General features: G+C 67.9%; 19 protein-coding genes and 1 tRNA gene. 9 read left to right on the forward strand and 11 right to left on the reverse strand.

The window, feature by feature from the left end; all coding sequences use genetic code 11:
- Positions 1-32 precede the first annotated feature (32 nt).
- Together ROA7023_RS04720 and ROA7023_RS04725 are read right to left on the reverse strand one after the other, a co-directional pair.
- Positions 33-1,076 carry an aldo/keto reductase gene (locus ROA7023_RS04720; RefSeq protein WP_085877865.1) on the reverse strand — a complete coding sequence of 348 codons (1,044 nt, stop codon included), beginning with the start codon at positions 1,074-1,076 and terminating at the stop codon, positions 33-35.
- A 63-nt stretch (positions 1,077-1,139) separates the two neighbouring features.
- On the reverse strand, positions 1,140-1,565 hold the full coding sequence (locus ROA7023_RS04725; RefSeq protein ID WP_085877866.1) for a hypothetical protein: 426 nt from the start codon (positions 1,563-1,565) through the stop codon (positions 1,140-1,142).
- 139 nt (positions 1,566-1,704) lie between these two features.
- Here ROA7023_RS04725 and ROA7023_RS04730 point away from each other — a divergent pair, with 139 nt between their 5' ends.
- The 3 genes from ROA7023_RS04730 to metG all read left to right on the forward strand — a co-directional run bounded on the left by ROA7023_RS04730 (position 1,705) and on the right by metG (position 5,466).
- Positions 1,705-2,358: a hypothetical protein gene (locus tag ROA7023_RS04730; RefSeq protein ID WP_085877867.1), complete on the forward strand. Its 654-nt coding sequence runs from the start codon at positions 1,705-1,707 to the stop codon at positions 2,356-2,358.
- Between the two features lie 90 nt (positions 2,359-2,448).
- Positions 2,449-3,696, forward strand: coding sequence for an MFS transporter (locus ROA7023_RS04735; RefSeq protein ID WP_085877868.1), 1,248 nt, complete (start codon positions 2,449-2,451; stop codon positions 3,694-3,696).
- Between the two features lie 57 nt (positions 3,697-3,753).
- Positions 3,754-5,466 carry a methionine--tRNA ligase gene (metG, locus tag ROA7023_RS04740; protein WP_085877869.1) on the forward strand — a complete coding sequence of 571 codons (1,713 nt, stop codon included), beginning with the start codon at positions 3,754-3,756 and terminating at the stop codon, positions 5,464-5,466.
- Here the strand turns inward: metG and ROA7023_RS04745 are convergent.
- Positions 5,421-5,657 (reverse strand): hypothetical protein, encoded by a 237-nt coding sequence (locus ROA7023_RS04745; protein ID WP_085877870.1) that lies wholly within the window; start codon positions 5,655-5,657, stop codon positions 5,421-5,423. The genes metG and ROA7023_RS04745 overlap by 46 nt on opposite strands.
- Before the next feature lie 93 nt (positions 5,658-5,750).
- Here ROA7023_RS04745 and ROA7023_RS04750 point away from each other — a divergent pair, with 93 nt between their 5' ends.
- Both ROA7023_RS04750 and ROA7023_RS04755 read left to right on the forward strand, forming a co-directional pair.
- Positions 5,751-6,578 (forward strand): LysR family transcriptional regulator, encoded by an 828-nt coding sequence (locus ROA7023_RS04750; protein ID WP_085877871.1) that lies wholly within the window; start codon positions 5,751-5,753, stop codon positions 6,576-6,578.
- A 133-nt stretch (positions 6,579-6,711) separates the two neighbouring features.
- The gene (locus ROA7023_RS04755) at positions 6,712-7,506 is read left to right on the forward strand and encodes a lytic murein transglycosylase (protein WP_085877872.1); all 795 of its coding nucleotides are present in this window, start codon (positions 6,712-6,714) and stop codon (positions 7,504-7,506) included.
- Positions 7,507-7,554: 48 nt separating this feature from the next.
- Here the strand turns inward: ROA7023_RS04755 and ROA7023_RS24350 are convergent, their stop codons facing one another.
- From ROA7023_RS24350 to ROA7023_RS04780, 6 genes are all read right to left on the reverse strand, one after another.
- Positions 7,555-7,698 (reverse strand): hypothetical protein, encoded by a 144-nt coding sequence (locus ROA7023_RS24350; protein ID WP_159458440.1) that lies wholly within the window; start codon positions 7,696-7,698, stop codon positions 7,555-7,557.
- Complete coding sequence (locus tag ROA7023_RS24355; RefSeq protein WP_159458441.1) at positions 7,695-7,838, reverse strand: hypothetical protein; 144 nt, start codon at positions 7,836-7,838, stop codon at positions 7,695-7,697. Before ROA7023_RS24355 ends, ROA7023_RS24350 begins: the two co-directional genes overlap by 4 nt.
- Positions 7,835-8,077 (reverse strand): hypothetical protein, encoded by a 243-nt coding sequence (locus tag ROA7023_RS04765; protein ID WP_159458442.1) that lies wholly within the window; start codon positions 8,075-8,077, stop codon positions 7,835-7,837. Before ROA7023_RS04765 ends, ROA7023_RS24355 begins: the two co-directional genes overlap by 4 nt.
- A gap of 262 nt (positions 8,078-8,339) precedes the next feature.
- Positions 8,340-8,425: transfer RNA gene (locus ROA7023_RS04770), tRNA-Leu, on the reverse strand.
- Positions 8,426-8,568: 143 nt separating this feature from the next.
- Entirely contained in the window at positions 8,569-9,120 is a 552-nt protein-coding gene (locus ROA7023_RS04775) for a tetratricopeptide repeat protein (protein ID WP_085877875.1), read from the reverse strand.
- Between the two features lie 35 nt (positions 9,121-9,155).
- Entirely contained in the window at positions 9,156-9,626 is a 471-nt protein-coding gene (locus ROA7023_RS04780; protein ID WP_085877876.1) for an Lrp/AsnC family transcriptional regulator, read from the reverse strand.
- Between the two features lie 108 nt (positions 9,627-9,734).
- On the opposite strand from ROA7023_RS04780, the gene putA reads away from it, so the two are divergent.
- From putA to ROA7023_RS04795, 3 genes are all read left to right on the forward strand, one after another.
- A complete protein-coding gene (gene putA / locus ROA7023_RS04785; protein WP_085877877.1) occupies positions 9,735-13,181 on the forward strand; it encodes a bifunctional proline dehydrogenase/L-glutamate gamma-semialdehyde dehydrogenase PutA in 3,447 nt (1,148 codons plus the stop codon).
- Between the two features lie 153 nt (positions 13,182-13,334).
- A complete protein-coding gene (locus ROA7023_RS04790; RefSeq protein WP_085877878.1) occupies positions 13,335-14,081 on the forward strand; it encodes a rhomboid family intramembrane serine protease in 747 nt (248 codons plus the stop codon).
- Positions 14,078-14,464: a VOC family protein gene (locus ROA7023_RS04795; protein WP_085877879.1), complete on the forward strand. Its 387-nt coding sequence runs from the start codon at positions 14,078-14,080 to the stop codon at positions 14,462-14,464. The genes ROA7023_RS04790 and ROA7023_RS04795 overlap by 4 nt, the downstream gene beginning before the upstream one ends.
- Positions 14,465-14,478: 14 nt before the next feature.
- On the opposite strand, the gene ROA7023_RS04800 is transcribed toward ROA7023_RS04795, so the two are convergent.
- A complete protein-coding gene (locus tag ROA7023_RS04800; protein ID WP_085877880.1) occupies positions 14,479-15,267 on the reverse strand; it encodes an inositol monophosphatase family protein in 789 nt (262 codons plus the stop codon).
- A gap of 349 nt (positions 15,268-15,616) precedes the next feature.
- On the opposite strand from ROA7023_RS04800, the gene ROA7023_RS04805 reads away from it, so the two are divergent.
- Positions 15,617-17,572, forward strand: coding sequence for a putative bifunctional diguanylate cyclase/phosphodiesterase (locus ROA7023_RS04805; RefSeq protein ID WP_159458443.1), 1,956 nt, complete (start codon positions 15,617-15,619; stop codon positions 17,570-17,572).
- Here the strand turns inward: ROA7023_RS04805 and ROA7023_RS04810 are convergent.
- A complete protein-coding gene (locus ROA7023_RS04810) occupies positions 17,554-18,465 on the reverse strand; it encodes a LysR family transcriptional regulator (RefSeq protein WP_085877882.1) in 912 nt (303 codons plus the stop codon). The genes ROA7023_RS04805 and ROA7023_RS04810 overlap by 19 nt on opposite strands.
- Between the last annotated feature and the right edge of the window lie 65 nt (positions 18,466-18,530).

Below are 18,530 nucleotides of genomic sequence, written 5' to 3' on the forward strand. Positions count from 1 at the left end.
ACCCCGGCCCAGTCTAGCACAGGCCGGCGCCGTCAGAACGGCAGAGGGTGCGCCTTGTGGGTCTCGTCGATATCGGCCAGCACCGCGTCGGGCAGGTCCAGGTCGAGGTTGCCGATGTCATGGGCAAGCTGCGGCTCCGTGGTGGCGCCGAGGATGACCGAAACCGGGAACGGCCGCGTCAATTGCCAGGACAGCGACATTTGCGCGAGGTCAAGCCCGTGCTTGTCGGCCACGGCCTTGTAGGCCTCGACGGCGGCATGGGCGCGGTCGGTCGCGCGCCCGGCCAGCGGGCCGCCAATCGCCATCCGGCTGCCTTCGGGCACCGCGCCGTTGCGGTACTTGCCCGTCAGCAGACCGGCCGCGAGAGGTGAATAGGACAGCAGCGTCACGTCCTCGTTGACGCCCAGTTCCGCAAGGTCGGTGTCGTAATAGCGGCAAAGCAGCGAGTATTCGTTCTGAATCGAGGCCACGCGCGGCAGGCCGTTGGCCGCCGCAAGCCGAAGCCATTGGCTGGTGCCCCAGCAGGTTTCGTTGGACAGGCCGAAGGCGCGGACCTTGCCGGCCTTGATGACCTCGTCCATCGCGCCCAGCACGTCCAGCATATGCGCCTCGGTCTTGACCGGGTCCTGCGCGGACGGATCAAAGCCCCACATCTGGCGGAAGTGATAGGAACCGCGCACCGGCCAGTGCAATTGGTAGAGGTCGATGTAGTCGGTCTGCAGCCGCTTGAGCGAGGCGTCCACCGCCTCGAGGATCGTCGGCCCGTCATAGCCGCGGCCCTCGCGGACAAAACCCGGGTTCGGCCCCGAGACCTTGGTCGCCAGCACCCATTTGTCGCGCTTGCCGGTCTTGGCGAACCAGGTGCCCAGAAACTCCTCCGAGCGGCCCGCGGTCTCCTTGGCGACCGGGTTGACCGGATACATCTCGGCGCAGTCCATGAAGTTGATGCCCGCGTCCAGCGCCCGGTCGATCTGCGCGTGTGCGTCGTCCTCGGGTGTCTGGTTGCCGAATGTCATGGTGCCAAGGCACCAGTCCGTCACCTCGATGCCGGTGCGGCCGAGTTCGATCGTCTTCATGCTATCCCTCGAAAATCTCGCGTTTCGGCGACCCTAGCCCGACGATCCGGAAGGGCAAGCCGCTCAGCGCTGACAGGGCTCCGGCAGCGCCGGGCCGGGGCCGATCCGGCGGCCCTGGATGTGCAGCTCCTGGGCTGCCACCATGTCGTCGTAGGCGCCCATCGCCGCACCGGCCTGTTCGCGCCCGATCGCCGCCGTCAGGATGTCTCTCAACGCGTAGTTCACCTCGGGCAGGAACGGGTCGAAGACGAAGTAATAGGGCGTGCTCTGCCCCTCGGGTGCGCCCGCGATCACCGAAAATCCGGCAAAAGCGCAGCGTTCGGCGTCCGACATCGCTTCGGCCGGCATCTGCTCGACCGCCTTGCGGAAGGCGGCGACCCAGGCTTCGAAATCCTCGGTGCGGTTGCTGTCGACGAGGTTGGAGAGCGACAGGACGAGCCGCTCCTGCCCGCCTACCTGCGCGGCAACGGGTCCCGCTGCGACAGCCATCAATGCCACCAGGGCTCCCGAAGCCAGCCGGGCGCATCGCGCGGCGCCGCGACGGACACCGACAGCGATTGACGGAAGTTGATCTGCGCTAGGAACCTGTCGCATCATGGCCTCATGTTCAGTTCGGAGAGATGGCCGGATGACCAAGGACCAGATCAGCCAATACGCACAGGCCAGTCAAGGCCTGCCGACGATCGGTCCGGGCGGAATCGAGACGATGGCAAGCGCGGCCGGGTCCCATGAGTACCACCAGAAACGCCAGCGGGACGCACGGACCGCGGCGGCGGCGGCGGCGTCAGCGCCAACCGCCGCGGCCCCGCCGCCTGCTGCGACAGCCGTGCCGGTATATCGCGATTTTCGGCAGGAAGTCCTGTCACATTGGAGGGGCATGGAAACGTTCACTTCCCGGAATTTCGCGGCTCAGGCCGCAGGAATCGTCGGGCTTTCGAACAAGCCGCCTACATCCGCAGAAACCGACCGTTTGAAAGTCCTGATTGCCAAAGGTCCAAGCAGTGGCTTGCTCCCCCAATTCCAGATCACCGAGTCGACGGCGGCCATGGACAAGGCGCTTGCCGGAACGCTGCTCGGGCCCGGGCAGAAGGCGGAACTGCGCGGTATCCAGAAGGCGATTGCGCCGATGGAAGCCTTCATGCACGAAAATCGCCACGCCATTCAGCGATGGAAACTTGCGTGGCTCGAGGACCAGCACCGTCAGCGCCTGCGGCGAAAGCTGCGCCTTTGGGGCGGAATCGGCGCGGTGGTGGCCCTGATCGGCTTTCTTCTTCTCGGTTGACGCCGCCGCGGATGCGTCGGACTGATTGATCCTGCAAAACGGTTGGTCTCGCCATGGACGCGCGGGGCGGTCCGTTGCAAGGACCTGCTCATGCGCACGCTCGTCTCCTTCGCGGCCCTGTTCCTGTCGGTGGCCCTGCTTCAGCTCTCGTCCGGGGGACTGGGACCGCTTGACGCGCTGACCGGGCTGGCGGGCGGGTTCTCCAGATCCGAGGTCGGCTTGCTGGGCTCGGCGCATTTCGTGGGCTTCTTCCTGGGGTGCTGGATGGCCCCGCGCCTCATGGGCGCTGTCGGCCACGCGCGCAGTTTCGCGACCTTCACCGCGCTCGGCGTCATCGGGCTGATCGCCCATACGCTGCTGTTTTCGCCCTACGCCTGGGCGGTGCTGCGCATCGCCTCGGGATTGTGCGTGGCGGGCGCCTACACGGTGATCGAGGCCTGGCTGCAGGCGCGCGTGACGAACGAGACGCGCGGGCGGACCATGGGCCTTTACCGCGTCGTCGACATGGGCGCGGCCATGACCGCCCAGTTGATGATCGGGGCGCTCGCGGATGTCGAAACCTACGTGGCCTACAACATTCTGGCCCTGCTGGGCTGTTGCGCCCTGTTTCCGCTGATGGTCACCCGCTCGAACCAGCCCGAAATGCCCCGGGCCCCCCGCCTGCGGCCGGCGCTGGCCTATGCCCGCTCGCCCCTGGCGGTCACCGGCGTGCTCGCTGCGGCCGTGACATCCGCCTCGTTCCGGATGGTCGGGCCGGTCTACGGGCAGGAGGTGGGCCTCAGCGCCGACCAGATCGGGATCTTCCTGGCCGCCTGGGTCGGTGGCGGGGCGCTGGCGCAATTCCCGGCCGGGTGGCTCGCCGACCGCTATGACCGGCGCTGGGTCCTGATCTGGCTGTCGATAGCCTCGGTCGGGGCCTGCGCGATCACGGTTGCCGCCACCGGGTCCGGCACGGGGGCGATCCTGCTGACCTCGGCGCTGTTCGGGGCGACGAGCTTTCCGATCTACTCGGTCGCCGCCTCCCATGCCCATGACTTCGCCACCTCCGACGAACGGGTGGAGCTTTCGGCCGCGCTGATGTTCTGGTTCGCCGTCGGCGCGATCGCCGCTCCGCTGCTGACCTCGGCGCTGATCTCGGCCTTCGGGCCGTCGGCGCTGTTCGGGTTCATCTCGCTCGCCCATATCCTGCTGGTGATCTTCGGCCTGGCCCGGATACGCAGCCGCGCGGCCCCCGAACGGCGCACCGCCTATGTCTGGGCCCCGCGCACGACCTTCACCGTGGGCCGGCTGTTCAGCCGCGACCGAGACCGGCAGCCCCCCGGCAGTGACAGCGACTGACTGGCCCTTTCGGCCGCCGGGCGCTAGAGGAGGGGCGATTCAGACGACAGGAACACCATGGCCCGCCATCTCATCACCTCCGCCATTCCCTACATCAATGGGATCAAGCACCTCGGCAACCTCGTCGGCAGCCAGCTTCCCGCCGACCTCTATGCGCGGTATCTGCGGGGCCGGGGGCACGAGGTTCTGTTTCTCTGCGCCACCGACGAACACGGCACCCCCGCCGAGATCGCGGCCCAGAAGGCGGGCAAGCCCGTGGCCGAATACTGCGCCGAGATGTGGGAGGTGCAGGCGAAGCTGGCCGATGGCTTCGGGCTGTCGTTCGATCATTTCGGGCGTTCGTCCTCGTCTCAGAACCGGCACATGACCCAGCATTTCGCCGGCGTTCTGGCCGACCAGGGGCTGATCCGCGAAGTGTCTGAAACGCAGATGTATTCCCCTGCCGACGGGCGTTTCCTGCCCGACCGCTACATCGAGGGCACCTGCCCCAATTGCGGCTTCGAGGGTGCGCGCGGCGACCAGTGCGACAATTGCACAAAGCAGCTCGACCCCGTCGACCTGATCGACGCCTACTCGACCATTTCGGGCAGCACGGACCTGGAGATGCGCGAGACCAAGCATCTCTATCTGCGTCAGTCCGCGATGAAGGACGAGCTCGAGGCCTGGATCGACAGCAAGACCGACTGGCCGGTGCTGACCACCTCGATCGCGAAGAAATGGCTGAACGACGGCGACGGGCTGCAGGATCGCGGCATCACCCGCGACCTCGACTGGGGCGTGCCGGTCAAGCGCGGCGACGCGGACTGGCCGGGGATGGAGGGCAAGGTCTTCTACGTCTGGTTCGACGCGCCGATCGAATACATCGCCTGCGCCCAGGAATGGGTCGATGCGGGCAAGGGCGACGATTGGGAGCGGTGGTGGCGCACCGACAAGGGCGCGGACGACGTGACCTACACCCAGTTCATGGGCAAGGACAACGTTCCGTTCCACACCCTGTCCTTCCCCGCGACGATCCTGGGCAGCCGCGAGCCCTGGAAGCTGGTCGACTACATCAAGTCGTTCAACTACCTCAATTACGACGGCGGCCAGTTCAGCACCTCGCGCGGGCGCGGCGTCTTCATGGACCAGGCGCTGGAGATCCTGCCGGCGGATTACTGGCGCTGGTGGCTGCTGTCCCGCGCCCCCGAGACCAGCGATTCCGAGTTCACCTGGGAGGCGTTCCAGACTGACGTGAACAAGGACCTGTCCGATGTGCTGGGCAATTTCGTCAGCCGGGTGACCAAGTTCTGCCGCTCCAAGTTCGGCGAAGAGGTCCCGTCGGGCGGTCCGCCCCTGCCGGTGGACGACGACGCGCTGGCCGAGCTGGCCGAAAAGCTGCGCTCCTACGAGCGCCAGATGGACGCGATGGAGGTGCGCCGCGCGGCCGCCACCCTGCGCGGGCTCTGGGCCTGGGGCAACGAATACCTGCAGGAGGCCGCCCCCTGGTCGACCTTCAAGACCGACTCCGACCTCGCGGCGAGCCAGATCCGCTTCGCGCTGAACCTGATCCGGCTCTATGCCGTGCTCTCGGCGCCGTTCATCCCCACGACCGCCGCGCGGATGCTGTCGGCGATGAACACGCTCGACACCGACTGGCCGGGCGACGTGGCGGCGGCGGTGACCGCGCTGCCCGCCGGGCATGCCTTCTCGGTGCCCGACAACCTGTTCGACAAGATCACCGACGATCAGCGCGACGACTGGGCGGCGAGGTTCGCGGGCACCCGGGCATAGCCCCGGCCCCGGACCCGCGCGGCAAGCGGCCACCGGGCGCGGCCCGTGCGGCCCCGGACCGCCGCCCGCAGCCGCAAAAGCCGCCGACGGCGGGCCCATTTGCGCTGGCTCTCCAGGCGGGCGGCAAAGATCCTCTCTTCCTCTGTGCGCGTTGCGGTCGCGAAATGGACGGGAATGATGTTGTGGGTCATCTCTCTCTCCTGAAAGCAATCTTTGGATGCCCCCAACGTGGACCTGGCCGCGGCGCTTGAATATCTGCCGCAATCCGAACTAGACTTTCAAAAATGAAAGATGCGCCAAGCCTCGACGACCTCGCGCTGTTTCTCGCCGTCGCGGACGCGGGCAGCCTGACCGCCGCGGCGAGCCAGACCGGGACGCCGCTGCCGACCCTGTCGCGCCGGATGACTGCGCTGGAGCGGACGCTGGGCCGGCGGCTGTTTCTGCGGGGCGCCTCGGGCTACAAGTTGACCGCCGAGGGGCGACGGCTGGCCGAGGAGGCCGGCGATCTGCGCGGCATCTCCCGCCGGGTGTCCCGCTGGCTCTCGGACCCCGACCGCGCCCGGGTCCGGATCACCGCCGGGGTCTGGACGACGCACCTGCTGGCCCGCCGGATCCGCGACTACTGGGCGCCCGGCGCACCCTGGGTGCCGGAGTTCCTGCCGACCAGCACGATGATCGACATCGCCCGGCGCGAGGCCGACATCGGCATTCGCAACACCGAGCCGGACCAGCCCTGGCTCGCCCGGCGCCGCGCGGGGCGGGTCACGGTCTCTATCTATGCCATTTCGCCGGAGGTCACCGGCTATCTGGCGACGTCGCGCGACGGCGACGCGACCCCGTCGCAGCGCTGGATCCGGGACAACCGTCGGGACGAGATCGTGACGACCGCCTCCGACCCCCGGGCCTGCCTCGACCTGGCGCTTTCAGGGCTGGGGCGCATCGCCCTGCCCGACGAGATCGCCGTGCACGAACCCGCCCTGGTCGCGGTAGAGCCGCCGATCCCCGAGCTGGCCCATGACCGCTGGCTGGTCAGCCACCATGACGCCCGGCACGACCCGCCGATCCGCGCCGCCCTGACCGCCTTGGCGGAAGTTTTCGACCCGGCCGGCTAGCGGGGCGCCCGCGGCCGCATGCAGCCGGGCCCGCGCGGGCGGCAAGTCTCTGCGCGAAAGGGGATATCCGGCCGCTGGATCGGCCCTGCAACCCATGCTAGCGTTTGCCGGATGATCATTTGAGGAGCTTGCCATGCGCCGCCTTGCCTTCGTATTCGCCCTTTTTGCCACCTCGGCCGCCCAGGCTGCGACCTGCGGCAACGACTCCGGCGGATTCAGCCGATGGAAGCAGGAATTCGCCCAGGAAGCGGCGGCGGCGGGTGTCGGCCAGAGGGGGCTACAGGCGCTGGCCGCGGCGAACTACTCGACCTCGACCATCAGCGCGGACCGCAACCAGCGCGGCGTGCGCTACGCGCTGAACGACTTCATCCGCATCCGGCTTGGCTCTCTCGACAGTTTCGCGAGCCAGGCCCGGCAGCGCAAGAACGCCAATGCCGCCTTCTTCGCCTCGCTCGAGCAGGCCTATGGCGTGCCCTCAGGCATTCTGCTGGCGATCTGGGGCATGGAGACCGGCTTTGGCCGGACCATGGGAAACACGCCGGTCGTCGATTCCATCACGACCGTGGCCTATGATTGCCGGCGTGCCTCGTTTTTCACCCCGCACGCGCTTGCGGCGCTTGTCATGGTCGACCGCGGCATGCTGACCAACGGCCAGCGCGGCGCCGCCCATGGCGAGCTGGGCCATACCCAGTTCCTGCCCGGCAACGCCCTGCAATATGGCGTGGACGCCAATGGCGATGGCCGCGTCGACCTTTACAGCACCGCCGATGCGCTGGCCTCCACTGCCAATTTCCTGCGCCAGAAGGGCTGGCAACCGGGGCAGCCCTATCAGGAGGGCACCAGAAATTTCCGAGTGCTGAACGAGTGGAACGCGGCGACGGTCTATCAGCAGGCCATCGCGCTCTCGGCCGTGCGGATCGACGGCTGATACTCTGCCCCGCGCGTCCCGTGCCCGTCGTGGCGCGGGGCGCACGGTCTAGGACAGCAGGACGAGCAGGACGAAGAACCCCCAGTACATGAAACTGAAGTGGTTCGACTGGGACCATTGGTGGCAATACCAGTACAGGAAGTAATTCCCGCCGATCACGAAGCCCGCCCAGATCGAGGTGAAGAACGTCACGGCCACGATCCCGGCGCCGGACGCGACCGCGCCGGGAACGGCCCCAGCGCCGCGAGAACCAGCAGCAGGGCGGAGACGGACAGGGCCACCGACGCCACGGTCTCGGCCAGCCGGATGGCGCGGAACATCCGCCGGATCACGGCCGGATCGTCGATGCGGCGATGGGCGATGGGCGATGGGCGATCATCTTGTAGTCTTCGGGATAGTCCCGCGCCAAATCGTCGAGCCGGACGACCATGGCGACCCCGTCCTCGTTCATGCGCGGGTGGCGCCAGTTGTCGGCGACCGCCACGATCATCCAGCAGGCCAGGCCGGCCACGAGGGCGGCGTCCACGAGAAACAGCAGAGCCTCCACGGCAACGTCCACTTCGGCTGTCAAGGGCCCCGCCAAATGCCCGACCGGGGGTGCCCGGATCGGGGTCCGGCGGGTCACGCCCCTTTCCTGAGTAGAGACTGGCGCCGTTTGAAACACAGCGCGAAGGCCTACGGGCGGGTTTGCGCCTGGCGGCGGCTTAATGCGCAATCAAGTCGCAACGCGGCCCGAAAACCGGTCAGATTCTGAAAACCATTCAGGCGGACCGGTGCGGCGGCCCCTGTTCGGGTTCGCCCGTCAGGGCGGGGCGCTGCGCACCGGTGCGATATGGTGCCCGCGGCGAGAGTCGAACTCGCACGGCCTTTCGGCCTAGGGATTTTAAGTCCCCTGTGTCTACCATTCCACCACGCGGGCCCGGCCTTGTCTTTTAAGCGGCTGGCGGCAAACGGCAAGGGAGGGCCGGGGGCGTCTTGAGCGGGCGGGGCCAGATCGGCGGCCGCGGGACCGGTTTCGGGGGGTGGGAGCCTCCGGCGGGAGTTTTTCGGCCAAGATGAAGATCAGATGTCCTGTCCCGGAGGCTCTTTCAGCAGGCTGCGTTCGGACAGCCAGGGGTTCAGCTCCAGGGCGGCACGCAGAGTGGCCTGGGCCTCTTCGTCGCGGCCGAGGCCCATGAGAGTGAGGGCGCGGCCCGAAAGGGCGGCGACGTGGCGCGGGTTGATCTCCAGCGCGCGGTCGAGATCCCAGAGGGCGCTGTCGAAATCCCGGCGCAGGAAGCTGGAAAAGGCGCGTTGGTTGTAGCCCTCGGCGTAGTCCGGGCAATATTCGATCAGGTCGGTGAGAACCTCGCGCGATTCCAGGAAGGCGTATTGCTCGCGCAGGGCCATGCCACGGCCGAGCAGGTCCTGGGCCTGCGCATCGGGGGCGTCGGTCCAGAGCTCCCACAGGCCATTGGAGAGCCGGCGGGCGGTCATCTCGTCCGGGGCGGATTGGATTTCGGCGATGATCCCGTCGAGTTCCACGCTGTGATCGGTGGCGGCCGGGCAGTCCGACGCCAGCGCGGGGAGCGTCGTGCCGAGGAGAAGCGGGAGGGAGGCAAGAAAGGATCGCATGGCCTAAAGGTGGCGGCCGATGACGCATGGTCAAGTCACGAGACCGTCAATCCGTCGTCCTTGACCGCCTGCATCGCCACGTAGGTCGAGGTATGGGCCACGTGCGGCAGGGTCGAGATCGTTTCGGCAAGGACCGACCGGTATGCCCCCATGGAGCTTGTCCGGACCTTGAGCAGATAGTCGAAATCCCCAGCGATCAGGTGGCATTGCTCGATTTCCGGCACCTTCAGGGCCCGGGCGTTGAAGGCAGAGAGGGCGGCCTCGCGGGTGTCGCGGAGCTTGACCTCGACGAAAGCCACATGGTCCCGGCCCAGCCGGATCGGATCGACGATGGCGCGGTAGCCGCGGATCACGCCGCTTTCCTCCATGCGCTTCAGGCGGGCCTGCGTCGGCGATTTGGTCAGTCCGATCCGGCGGGCCAGGTCGGTGAGGCTGATGCGGCCATCCACCTCGAGCACAGCGAGGATCGACCGATCGAAACGGTCGAGAGCCAAGTGATCATTCATCCCGCAACTCCCGCGATGTTCGGTCGGTTTGGCCGAATTTATCCAGTAATCGGTCGAATGTCCTGCCCATTCCCGGATATGAAGTGGGAAACCTGAGAGGAGTCAGCCATGACGAGCGACGACACCGCCGACCTGCGGGCCCGGATCAACGCCGCGACCTATGCCGATCCCGCCGCGACTCTGGAGCGCCTGACGAGGCTTGCGGATCTGGACACCGCCGACCGGGCCGCGATCTGTTCGCGGGGCGCGGCGCTTGTGCGTGACATCCGCGCCACCGGCCGGCCCGGCCTGATGGAGGTGTTTCTTGCCGAATACGGTCTGTCCACCGACGAAGGCATCGCGCTGATGTGTCTGGCCGAGGCCCTGTTGCGAGTGCCCGATGCCGAGACGATCGACGCGCTGATCGAGGACAAGATCGCCCCCTCGGACTGGGGCAGGCATCTGGGCCATTCGTCCTCCTCGCTGGTCAACGCCTCGACCTGGGCGCTGATGCTAACGGGCCGGGTGCTGGACGAGGATCGCCCCGCGCCGTTCCGGGCCCTGCGCGGCGCCGTCAAACGGCTGGGAGAGCCGGTGATCCGCAAGGCCGTGGGCCGCGCCATGCGCGAGATGGGCCGGCAGTTCGTTCTGGGCGAGGGCATCAAGCGCGCGATGGAGCGCGCCGCGAAGATGGAGGCCAAGGGCTATACCTACAGCTATGACATGCTGGGCGAGGCCGCCCGCACCCAGGCCGACGCCGACCGCTATCAGCAGAGCTATTCGCAGGCCATCGCCGCGATCGGCAAGGCGGCCAAGAACGCCGATCCGACCCAGAACCCCGGGATCTCGGTCAAGCTGTCGGCGCTGCACCCGCGCTATGAGGAGGCCCGAGCCGAGCGCGTGGTGAGCGATCTGGCGCCGCGGTTGGCCGATCTCTGCGCCCAGGCCGCAAAATCGAACATGGGGCTGAACATCGACGCCGAGGAGGCGGACCGCCTGGCGCTGTCGCTGGACGTGATCGAGGCAGCCCTGACCGACAGGCGGCTCTCGGGCTGGGAGGGGTTCGGGATCGTGGTGCAGGCCTACGGGCAGCGCACCAGCCACGTGATCGACTGGGCCCATGACCTCGCGACCCGCACGAATCGGCGCATCATGCTGCGGCTGGTGAAGGGCGCCTACTGGGATGCCGAGGTGAAGCGCACCCAGGTCGAGGGCCTGCCGGCCTTTCCGGTCTTCACCTCCAAGCCCGCGACGGATGTCAGCTACATCGCCAACGCGCGCAAGCTGCTCGGCCTGACGGACCGGATCTACCCGCAGTTCGCGACCCACAACGCCCATACCATGGCCGCGATCCTGCACATGGCGAAGGGCCTGCCCAAGAGCGCCTGGGAATTTCAGCGCCTGCACGGAATGGGCGAGACCCTGCACGGCCTGCTGCTGAACTCGAACAAGACGAGCCACCGGATCTATGCGCCCGTCGGCGCCCACGAGGACCTGCTGGCCTACCTGGTGCGCCGGTTGCTCGAGAACGGCGCCAACTCCTCCTTCGTCAACCAGATCGTGGACAAGACCGTGCCGCCCGAAGTCGTGGCATCGGACCCCTTCGCCGAGCTGGGCAAGGGCACCACGCTCGCCACCGGCCCAGAGCTTTTCGCGCCCGAACGGGTCAATTCGCGCGGCTGGGACCTGACCCACCGGCCGACCTTCGCCGAGCTGGACGCGGCCCGCAGCACCTTTGCCGACCACCGCTGGGCCGCCGCGCCGCAGGGCGTCGACGACCGGCCGCAAAGCGAGCTCGCGAACCCGGCCGATCCCTCGGATATCGTCGGCACGATCGCCTGGGCCACGCCCGCCGATGTGCAGGACGCGCTTGGCGCGGCAAAGCCCTGGGACGCCCCGGTGGCGGACCGCGCCGCGGCCCTCAACGCGGTCGCCGACGCCTACGAGGCCAACGCGCCCGAGCTGTTCGCGATCCTGCACCGCGAGGCCGGCAAGACCCTGCCCGATGCGATCGGAGAGGTCCGCGAGGCCGTCGACTTCCTGCGCTACTACGCTGTGCATGGCAGCGATGCCGGCGGCGATGCGGGGATCTGGACCTGCATTTCGCCCTGGAACTTTCCGCTGGCCATTTTCACCGGCCAGATCGCGGCGGCCCTGGCCAAGGGCAATGCGGTCATCGCCAAACCCGCCGAGCAGACCCCCCTCATCGCCGCCCGCGCCGTGGCGCTGATGCACGGCGCCGGCGTGCCGGCCTCTGCGATCCAGCTTCTGCCCGGCGATGGCGGGACCGGGGCGCAGCTGGTCTCGTCCGGTGCGCTGGCGGGCGTGGCCTTTACCGGCTCCACCGAGGTGGCCCGCAAGATCCGCGCAAGCCTCGCCAAGACCGGGCGGCCCGGCACTCCGCTCGTGGCCGAGACCGGCGGGCTGAACGCGATGATCGTCGACAGCACCGCCCTGCCCGAACACGCGGTGCGCGACATCCTGGCCGCCTCGTTCCAGTCGGCGGGTCAGCGCTGTTCCGCCCTGCGCTGCCTCTATGTCCAGGAGGATATCGCGCCGAAGCTGATCACGATGCTCAAGGGCGCGATGGACACGCTGCTGATGGGCAACCCCTGGCGGCGCGAAACGGACGTGGGCCCGGTGATCGACAGCGACGCGCAGTCCGAGATCACGACCTACATCGAGAAAGCCCGCGCCGAAGGTCGCCTTCTGCATCAGCTCGATGCGCCGTCGGAAGGGACATTCGTGCCGCCGACCCTGCTCAGGGTCAAAGGCATCTCGGAGATGGAGCGCGAGATCTTCGGCCCGGTCCTGCATGTCGCAACCTTCAAGGCCGAAGAGACCGACAAGGTAGTCGCCGCTGTGAACGCGACCGGCTACGGGCTGACCTTCGGGCTGCACACCCGGATCGACGACCGCGTGCAAGAGATCGTGGACGCCGTCGCCGTCGGCAATGTCTACGTCAACCGCAACCAGATCGGCGCCATCGTCGGCAGCCAGCCGTTCGGCGGCGAGGGGCTGTCGGGCACCGGGCCCAAGGCCGGCGGACCCAATTACCTGCCGCGGTTCCGCCCCGCACCCGCCCCCCTTGCCGGCGTCGAATGGGCCAATGCGGACGATGCCTCACGGCTCTCACGGGCCCTGACCGATGCCCCCGAAGGCGCCTCGGTGAGCACCAGTGATCTGCCCGGCCCCACGGGCGAGTCCAACCGCCTGACCCTGCGTCCGCGCGGTCCGGTCCTGTGCCTTGGCCCCGGGTCGGATGCCGTCGAGGCCCAGGCCCGCGCCATCGAGGCCATGGGCGGCGTCGCGATCCGCGCCAGGGGCCACGTGGCGCCCGAGGCCCTCAGCAGGCTGCCCCGGATCGCGGCAGTCCTGTGGTGGGGCAACGAGGACGAGGCCCGCGCCCACGACCTTGCCCTGGCCGAGCGGGACGGCCCGCTCGTGGCGCTGGTGACCAATGCCCCCGACGTGGGCCACGCCTGCCACGAACGCCACGTCTGCGTCGACACCACGGCCGCGGGCGGCAACGCGCAGCTTCTGGCCGAGGTCGCAGGCCCGGCCCGCGCCGCCTGACGCCGGGTCGCGCCGCCTGGACAGGTCGCCCCCGCCGGGGGCGGCCGCCACCTGCCTGCCGCAGCCCCTGCCCCTGGGGCCGTTGTCGCTATCCGGATGCAATACTGGACATTTTGCGCTTGACCCGCTGCCCGTTCCAACCAATTTAGCGCCATGTTCCCGATCCGCGATCACAACCCTTCGCGAAAGGCGCCCTATGTCGTCTTCGCCCTGATCGCGCTGAACGTCGCGGTCTATCTCTACGGCCTCGCGGCCCTGCAATCGCCCTTCGCGCTCAGCCTGTTCTACGAGCGCTATGCCATGATCCCGGCCTATCTGAACCAGGGCGGCGGCTACACCGGCCTCGTCACCCACATGTTCCTGCACGGCGGCTTCATGCACCTGGCGGGCAACATGCTGTTCCTGTGGATCTTCGGCGACAACATGGAAGAAGAGATGGGCCACCTGGGCTTTCTCGCCTTCTACCTCGCGTCGGGGCTGGGGGCGGCCCTGGGACAGTACTTTGCCGCGCCGTTCTCGCCCGTCCCCATGGTCGGCGCGTCGGGTGCCATCGCGGGCGTGATGGGCGGCTACCTGTTGCTGTTTCCCCGGGCCCGGGTCGATGTGTTCATCTTCTTCATCGTCTTCTTCCGCATCCTCGTGATCCCCGCCTGGATCATCCTGGGCCTCTGGTTCGGGCTGCAGCTCGTCTACGGCGTGGGCTCTGACCTGAGCGGCGGCGGCGTCGCCTACTGGGCGCATATCGGCGGCTTCGTCATCGGGCTGGTCCTGACGATCCCGCTCTGGCTGGTCCGGGGCGGGCCGGCCTACTGGTCGCGGGTCGACGGCCACCCGCCGCACCCGAAGACGCAATACACCCTGCGGCAAAGCTCGGTCCCGACCGTCCGGAGGCGCAGATGAAGATCGATGCCGTCGCCGTCACCTCCAGCGACATGGAGCGCAGCATCGCATTCTATTCCGCGGTGGGTTTCGACTTCACCGGCGCGGACCCCGCCGCCAACCACCTGGAGCCTGCGACCCCGGATGGCGCCTGCCGCCTGATGATCGACCGCGCCGATTTCATGGAACGCCTGTCAGGGATGGCCCCGCGCCCCGCCAGTCATGCGGGTTTCGCCCTGCTCTGCGACACGCCGGCCGAGGTCGATGCCCGGGTCGAGGCCGTGCGCACGGCGGGTTTTGTCGTCGTGACCGAGCCGTGGGATGCCTTCTGGGGCCAGCGCTACGCCAGCGTCGCGGACCCGGACGGCTATCTTGTGGATCTCTTCGCGCCGCTTGCCGGCTGAGCGGGCCGCGCGGGTCAGTCTCGCCGGATCAACGCCGCAAACTCGGAAAACACCGGCTCGTTCGCGCAGAGGATCCCGCCGTCGGCGAGGATGTCGCCCGCCGGGTCAAGCGGCTCCACGAAGCCTCCGGCCTCGCGCACCAGGACCATGCCGGCGGCAAGCTGCCAGGGCTTCGCGCCTCGGTCCCAGAACCCGTCGCAGCGGCCCGCGGCAAGATAGGCGAGATCGAGAGAGGGCGCCCCGAGGCTGCGGACACCGGCACTGGTCGGCAGGACGCGGCCGAGATCCCTGAGCCTTTGCGGCAGGTCCCCCCGGCCGGCGGACGGCAGCCCGGTGGCAAAGACACATTCGGTGATCCTGGTCCGGCCCGAGACGCGCATCCGGCTCTGGTTCATCCAGGCGCCCTCGCCCTTCTCCGCATGGAACAGCTCGTCCTTCGAGGGGTCATAGATCACCCCGGCCACGATCTGGCCCTTGTGCTCCAGCGCGACCGAGATCGCCCAATGCGGCATACCGTGGAGAAAATTCGTGGTGCCGTCGAGCGGATCGACGATCCAGCGACGGGTCGGATCCTCGCCCGGAACCTCACCGCTTTCCTCGCCCAGGAAGCCATAGGTCGGCCGGGCCTCGGTCAGGGCCTCGCGGATCATGCGCTCGGCCTCGCGGTCGGCCCGGCTGACGAAATCGCCGGGGCCCTTGGCCGAAACCTGCAGGTTCTCGACCTCGCCGAAATCCTTCACAAGCCCCCGGGCCGCGCGGCGCACCGTCTTGATCATCACGTTGAGATTGGCGGAAAAGGCCATGCAGCGGCTCCTCGGGCAGACAAGTGGCCCCTATAGGCAAGCCCATCCTCCGGGGCAAGTCCGCATCGTCCCACCGGTCGGGCGACCAAGGCCGGGAACCGCCCCAAGACCCTGTTCCGCAGGATCTTTTTATCCGCGCGGCAAGGCGACCGCAGGTCCGCCCTGAACGACATGGGCCACCGGGCGCCCGGGGGTCCGGGGGGCACTTGCCCCCCGGGGCCTGCGTGGCCTGAACGCAATCCGGAGTGCGCGGCCGCAGGACGCCCCGGTGGATCAGGACCGCGCGCCCGGGATTAACCGCATGTTTCCTGCTCGGAGACTATCCAGCACTATCATCAGGAGCCGACTCGTGACCCACAAGGGCCCGATCCAGGAACAGATTCGCCACGAAGCGCATATCGTGGCCCATATCATGCGCCGGGATACGCTCAAGCGGATCTCCACGATCTCGTTCATCCTGTTCATCTGCATCTACGCGGATCGCGCCAGCGCGGCCCTCGGCGTCGGCGCGGCCTTCATCTTTTCGGAAACCGGTCTCTTCGCCTTCCACTGGCTGCGCAGAAGGACGACGTCCTGCCGAAACTGGTCGCCGCGCGCGATCGGGGTCTTTCTGGGCCTGTGCACCGTGTCCATGGTCACCTTCTGCGCACCGGTGATTGCCCTCGCCAGCCAGGGCTCCGTCGCGATCCTCGTCGCCGGGATGCTTTGGCTCTTCGGGGTGATCGTGCATGTCACCAACAGCTTCTTCGCCGCGCCGCTCTATGTCCGCTGGCAGATGATCCCATGCTACGGCACCGTGGTGCTGATGATCTGGAACACCGCCAAAAGCGGGCTGGTCAACGGCAGCACCACGGAATGGGCCATCGTCGGCGTGGCCCTGCTGACCTACGCCGCCAACACGCGCCAGACGATTCTGATGCAAAAGGATACCAAGGACGAGCTCGACGATGTCCGCCTGCAGCTTCAGGCCCGCATCGCAGACCTTGAGGCGGCCGCCCAGCGCGACCAGTTGACCGGCCTGCTCAACCGCGGCGCGTTCGAGGCGATGGTCGCGAAAAAGGCCGAGGACCCTACGCGAAAGGGCCGGATCGCCCTCATGGTCATCGACCTCGACGGGTTCAAGCCGATCAACGACGGCTTCGGCCACGAGACCGGCGACAGGGTCCTGTGCGTCGTGGCCGACCGCCTGCGCAATGTGGTGCCCGACGGGGGCCTTGTCGCCCGCTTCGGCGGCGACGAATTCGCGCTCGCCGTCTTCGGCGTCACCACCCGGCAGGAGGCGCTGGATCTCGGCCGCCGCCTGGCCGATGCCCTGTCGCGGCCGATCCCCCGGGACGAGCGTGAGATCGAGCTTGGCGCCTCCATAGGCATCGGCCTGCACGGCGGCGGCCATTGCTCGATGACGCGGCTCGTGTCCCAGGCCGACCGCGCGATGTACCGGGCCAAGGCGCTATCGGGCTCGCAGGCGGTGCTGTTCGACGCGAACCTGATGGGCCCCCACATCAGCCAGGCGGAACGCGACGTGCTGCAGGCCGCCCTGCTCGAGGGGCATATCATGCCCTATTACCAACCCAAGGTGTCGCTCAAGACCCAGCGGATCTGCGGGTTCGAGGCGCTGGCCCGCTGGGTCGATCCCTCCGGCCACGTACGCGAGCCCGCCGCCTTCCTGCCGCAGATCGACGAGCTCAAGCTCTCCGGCCGCCTGCTCGACCGCATCCTGGGCAACGTGTTGCAGGACGTGGCATCGCTGCGCGACTACGGGCTGGACCCCGGTCAGGTCTCGGTCAACCTGCCCGAGGTCGCGCTCGCCTCGCAGCCGGGGCGGGAGCGGATCGACGCGCTGCTCGACACCTTCCCCGATGCTGTCCCGCACCTGACCTTCGAGATCACCGAGGATGTCTTCATCGCCCGGTCCGGCGATACCATCCAGACCGCCATCACGCGCCTGCGGGACCGCGGGCTGCGGATCTCGCTCGATGATTTCGGAACCGGCTACGCGTCGTTCCAGCATCTGCGACAGCTCGATTTCGACGAGCTCAAGATCGACACCAGCTTTACCGCCAGTCTGGGCAAGGACCGCACGACCGAGGTGATCGTCAAGGGCTTCCTGGCCATCGCCCGGGGGCTGGAGGTCGACGTGGTCGCCGAAGGCGTCGAGACACAGGAGCAGGAGGATGAGCTGATCAGCCTCAATTGCACCATGGCCCAGGGCTATCGATATGGCCGGGCCATGCCCTTCGAGGAGGTGCGCAGCCTGCTGGTCGGCGCCGACGCGCCCGCGCAAGTCTACGACTGGCCGCGCTGAAGCTTGACCGCCTCCTGCTTGGCCAGCCGGATCAGGTGGGCCATGTAGGGTTTCGCGATATCCTCCGACCGGGTCGCCGCGTAAAGCCGCTTGGTCACCCCCGTTTCGGTCAGCGGGCGCGTCACGTAGTCGGAATTGTAGCGCACCTGCCGCACCACCCAGTCGGGCAGCACCGCCACCCCGCGGTTGGAGGCCACCAGCAACAGGATCACCGCCGTCAGCTCTGCCTGCCGCACGGCCGCGGGCTCCACCCGCGCCGGGGTCAGCAACTCGGTGAAGACATCCAGCCGGGTCCGCTCCACCGGATAGGTGATCAGCGTCTGGTCGCGGAAATCGTCGGCGACGACAAAAGGCTTCAGCGACAGGGCATTGGCGGAAGAGGCCACGAACACCGGCTCGTAGTCGAAAAGCGGCGTAAAGGTCAGCTCCGCCAGGTCCTCGGGGTCGGAGGAGACGACAAGGTCAACCTTTTCCTTCTGCAGCGCGGGCAGCGCGTCGAAGGCAAGCCCGGGGCGGATGTCCACGTCGACCTCGGGCCAGGCCTTGCGGAACGCCTCGAGCACGGGGAACAGCCATTCGAAACAGGCGTGACATTCGATCGCAATGTGCAGCCGCCCGGCAGAGCCTTGCTGGATTCCGGCGAACTCGGCCTCCAGCGCGGCCACCCGCGGCAGGATATCCTCGGCCGCGGCCAGGAGCTTGTGCCCCGCCGCCGACAGCTTCAACGGTTTGGAACGGCGCACGAAAAGCTCGACGCCCGCCTGGTCCTCGATCCCCTTGATCTGGTGGCTCAGCGCGGACTGGGTGATGTTCAGAATATCGGCCGCCCGGGCCAGACCGCCGCTGTCATGGATCGCCTTGATCGTGCGCAGATGACGGAATTCGATGTGCATGCTGCAATCTGGCTCATTAACGTGGTGAAGGTTATGAGTTTGTCTCATGCGTCGCGACGTGAGAC

Origin of the sequence: Roseisalinus antarcticus, assembly GCF_900172355.1 — a bacterium.
In the GTDB taxonomy this organism is placed as follows: Bacteria; Pseudomonadota; Alphaproteobacteria; order Rhodobacterales; family Rhodobacteraceae; genus Oceanicola; species Oceanicola antarcticus_A.

What these genes read in the sequence shown, in the direction of transcription:
- ROA7023_RS04720 (WP_085877865.1), bottom strand. Translation starts at nt 1,076, where the DNA reads ATGAAGACGATCGAACTCGGCCGCACCGGCATCGAGGTGACGGACTGG.
- ROA7023_RS04725 (WP_085877866.1), bottom strand. Translation starts at nt 1,565, where the DNA reads ATGGCTGTCGCAGCGGGACCCGTTGCCGCGCAGGTAGGCGGGCAGGAG.
- ROA7023_RS04730 (WP_085877867.1), top strand. Translation starts at nt 1,705, where the DNA reads ATGACCAAGGACCAGATCAGCCAATACGCACAGGCCAGTCAAGGCCTG.
- ROA7023_RS04735 (WP_085877868.1), top strand. Translation starts at nt 2,449, where the DNA reads ATGCGCACGCTCGTCTCCTTCGCGGCCCTGTTCCTGTCGGTGGCCCTG.
- metG (WP_085877869.1), top strand. Translation starts at nt 3,754, where the DNA reads ATGGCCCGCCATCTCATCACCTCCGCCATTCCCTACATCAATGGGATC.
- ROA7023_RS04745 (WP_085877870.1), bottom strand. Translation starts at nt 5,657, where the DNA reads ATGACCCACAACATCATTCCCGTCCATTTCGCGACCGCAACGCGCACA.
- ROA7023_RS04750 (WP_085877871.1), top strand. Translation starts at nt 5,751, where the DNA reads ATGAAAGATGCGCCAAGCCTCGACGACCTCGCGCTGTTTCTCGCCGTC.
- ROA7023_RS04755 (WP_085877872.1), top strand. Translation starts at nt 6,712, where the DNA reads ATGCGCCGCCTTGCCTTCGTATTCGCCCTTTTTGCCACCTCGGCCGCC.
- ROA7023_RS04775 (WP_085877875.1), bottom strand. Translation starts at nt 9,120, where the DNA reads ATGCGATCCTTTCTTGCCTCCCTCCCGCTTCTCCTCGGCACGACGCTC.
- ROA7023_RS04780 (WP_085877876.1), bottom strand. Translation starts at nt 9,626, where the DNA reads ATGAATGATCACTTGGCTCTCGACCGTTTCGATCGGTCGATCCTCGCT.
- putA (WP_085877877.1), top strand. Translation starts at nt 9,735, where the DNA reads ATGACGAGCGACGACACCGCCGACCTGCGGGCCCGGATCAACGCCGCG.
- ROA7023_RS04790 (WP_085877878.1), top strand. Translation starts at nt 13,335, where the DNA reads ATGTTCCCGATCCGCGATCACAACCCTTCGCGAAAGGCGCCCTATGTC.
- ROA7023_RS04795 (WP_085877879.1), top strand. Translation starts at nt 14,078, where the DNA reads ATGAAGATCGATGCCGTCGCCGTCACCTCCAGCGACATGGAGCGCAGC.
- ROA7023_RS04800 (WP_085877880.1), bottom strand. Translation starts at nt 15,267, where the DNA reads ATGGCCTTTTCCGCCAATCTCAACGTGATGATCAAGACGGTGCGCCGC.
- ROA7023_RS04810 (WP_085877882.1), bottom strand. Translation starts at nt 18,465, where the DNA reads ATGCACATCGAATTCCGTCATCTGCGCACGATCAAGGCGATCCATGAC.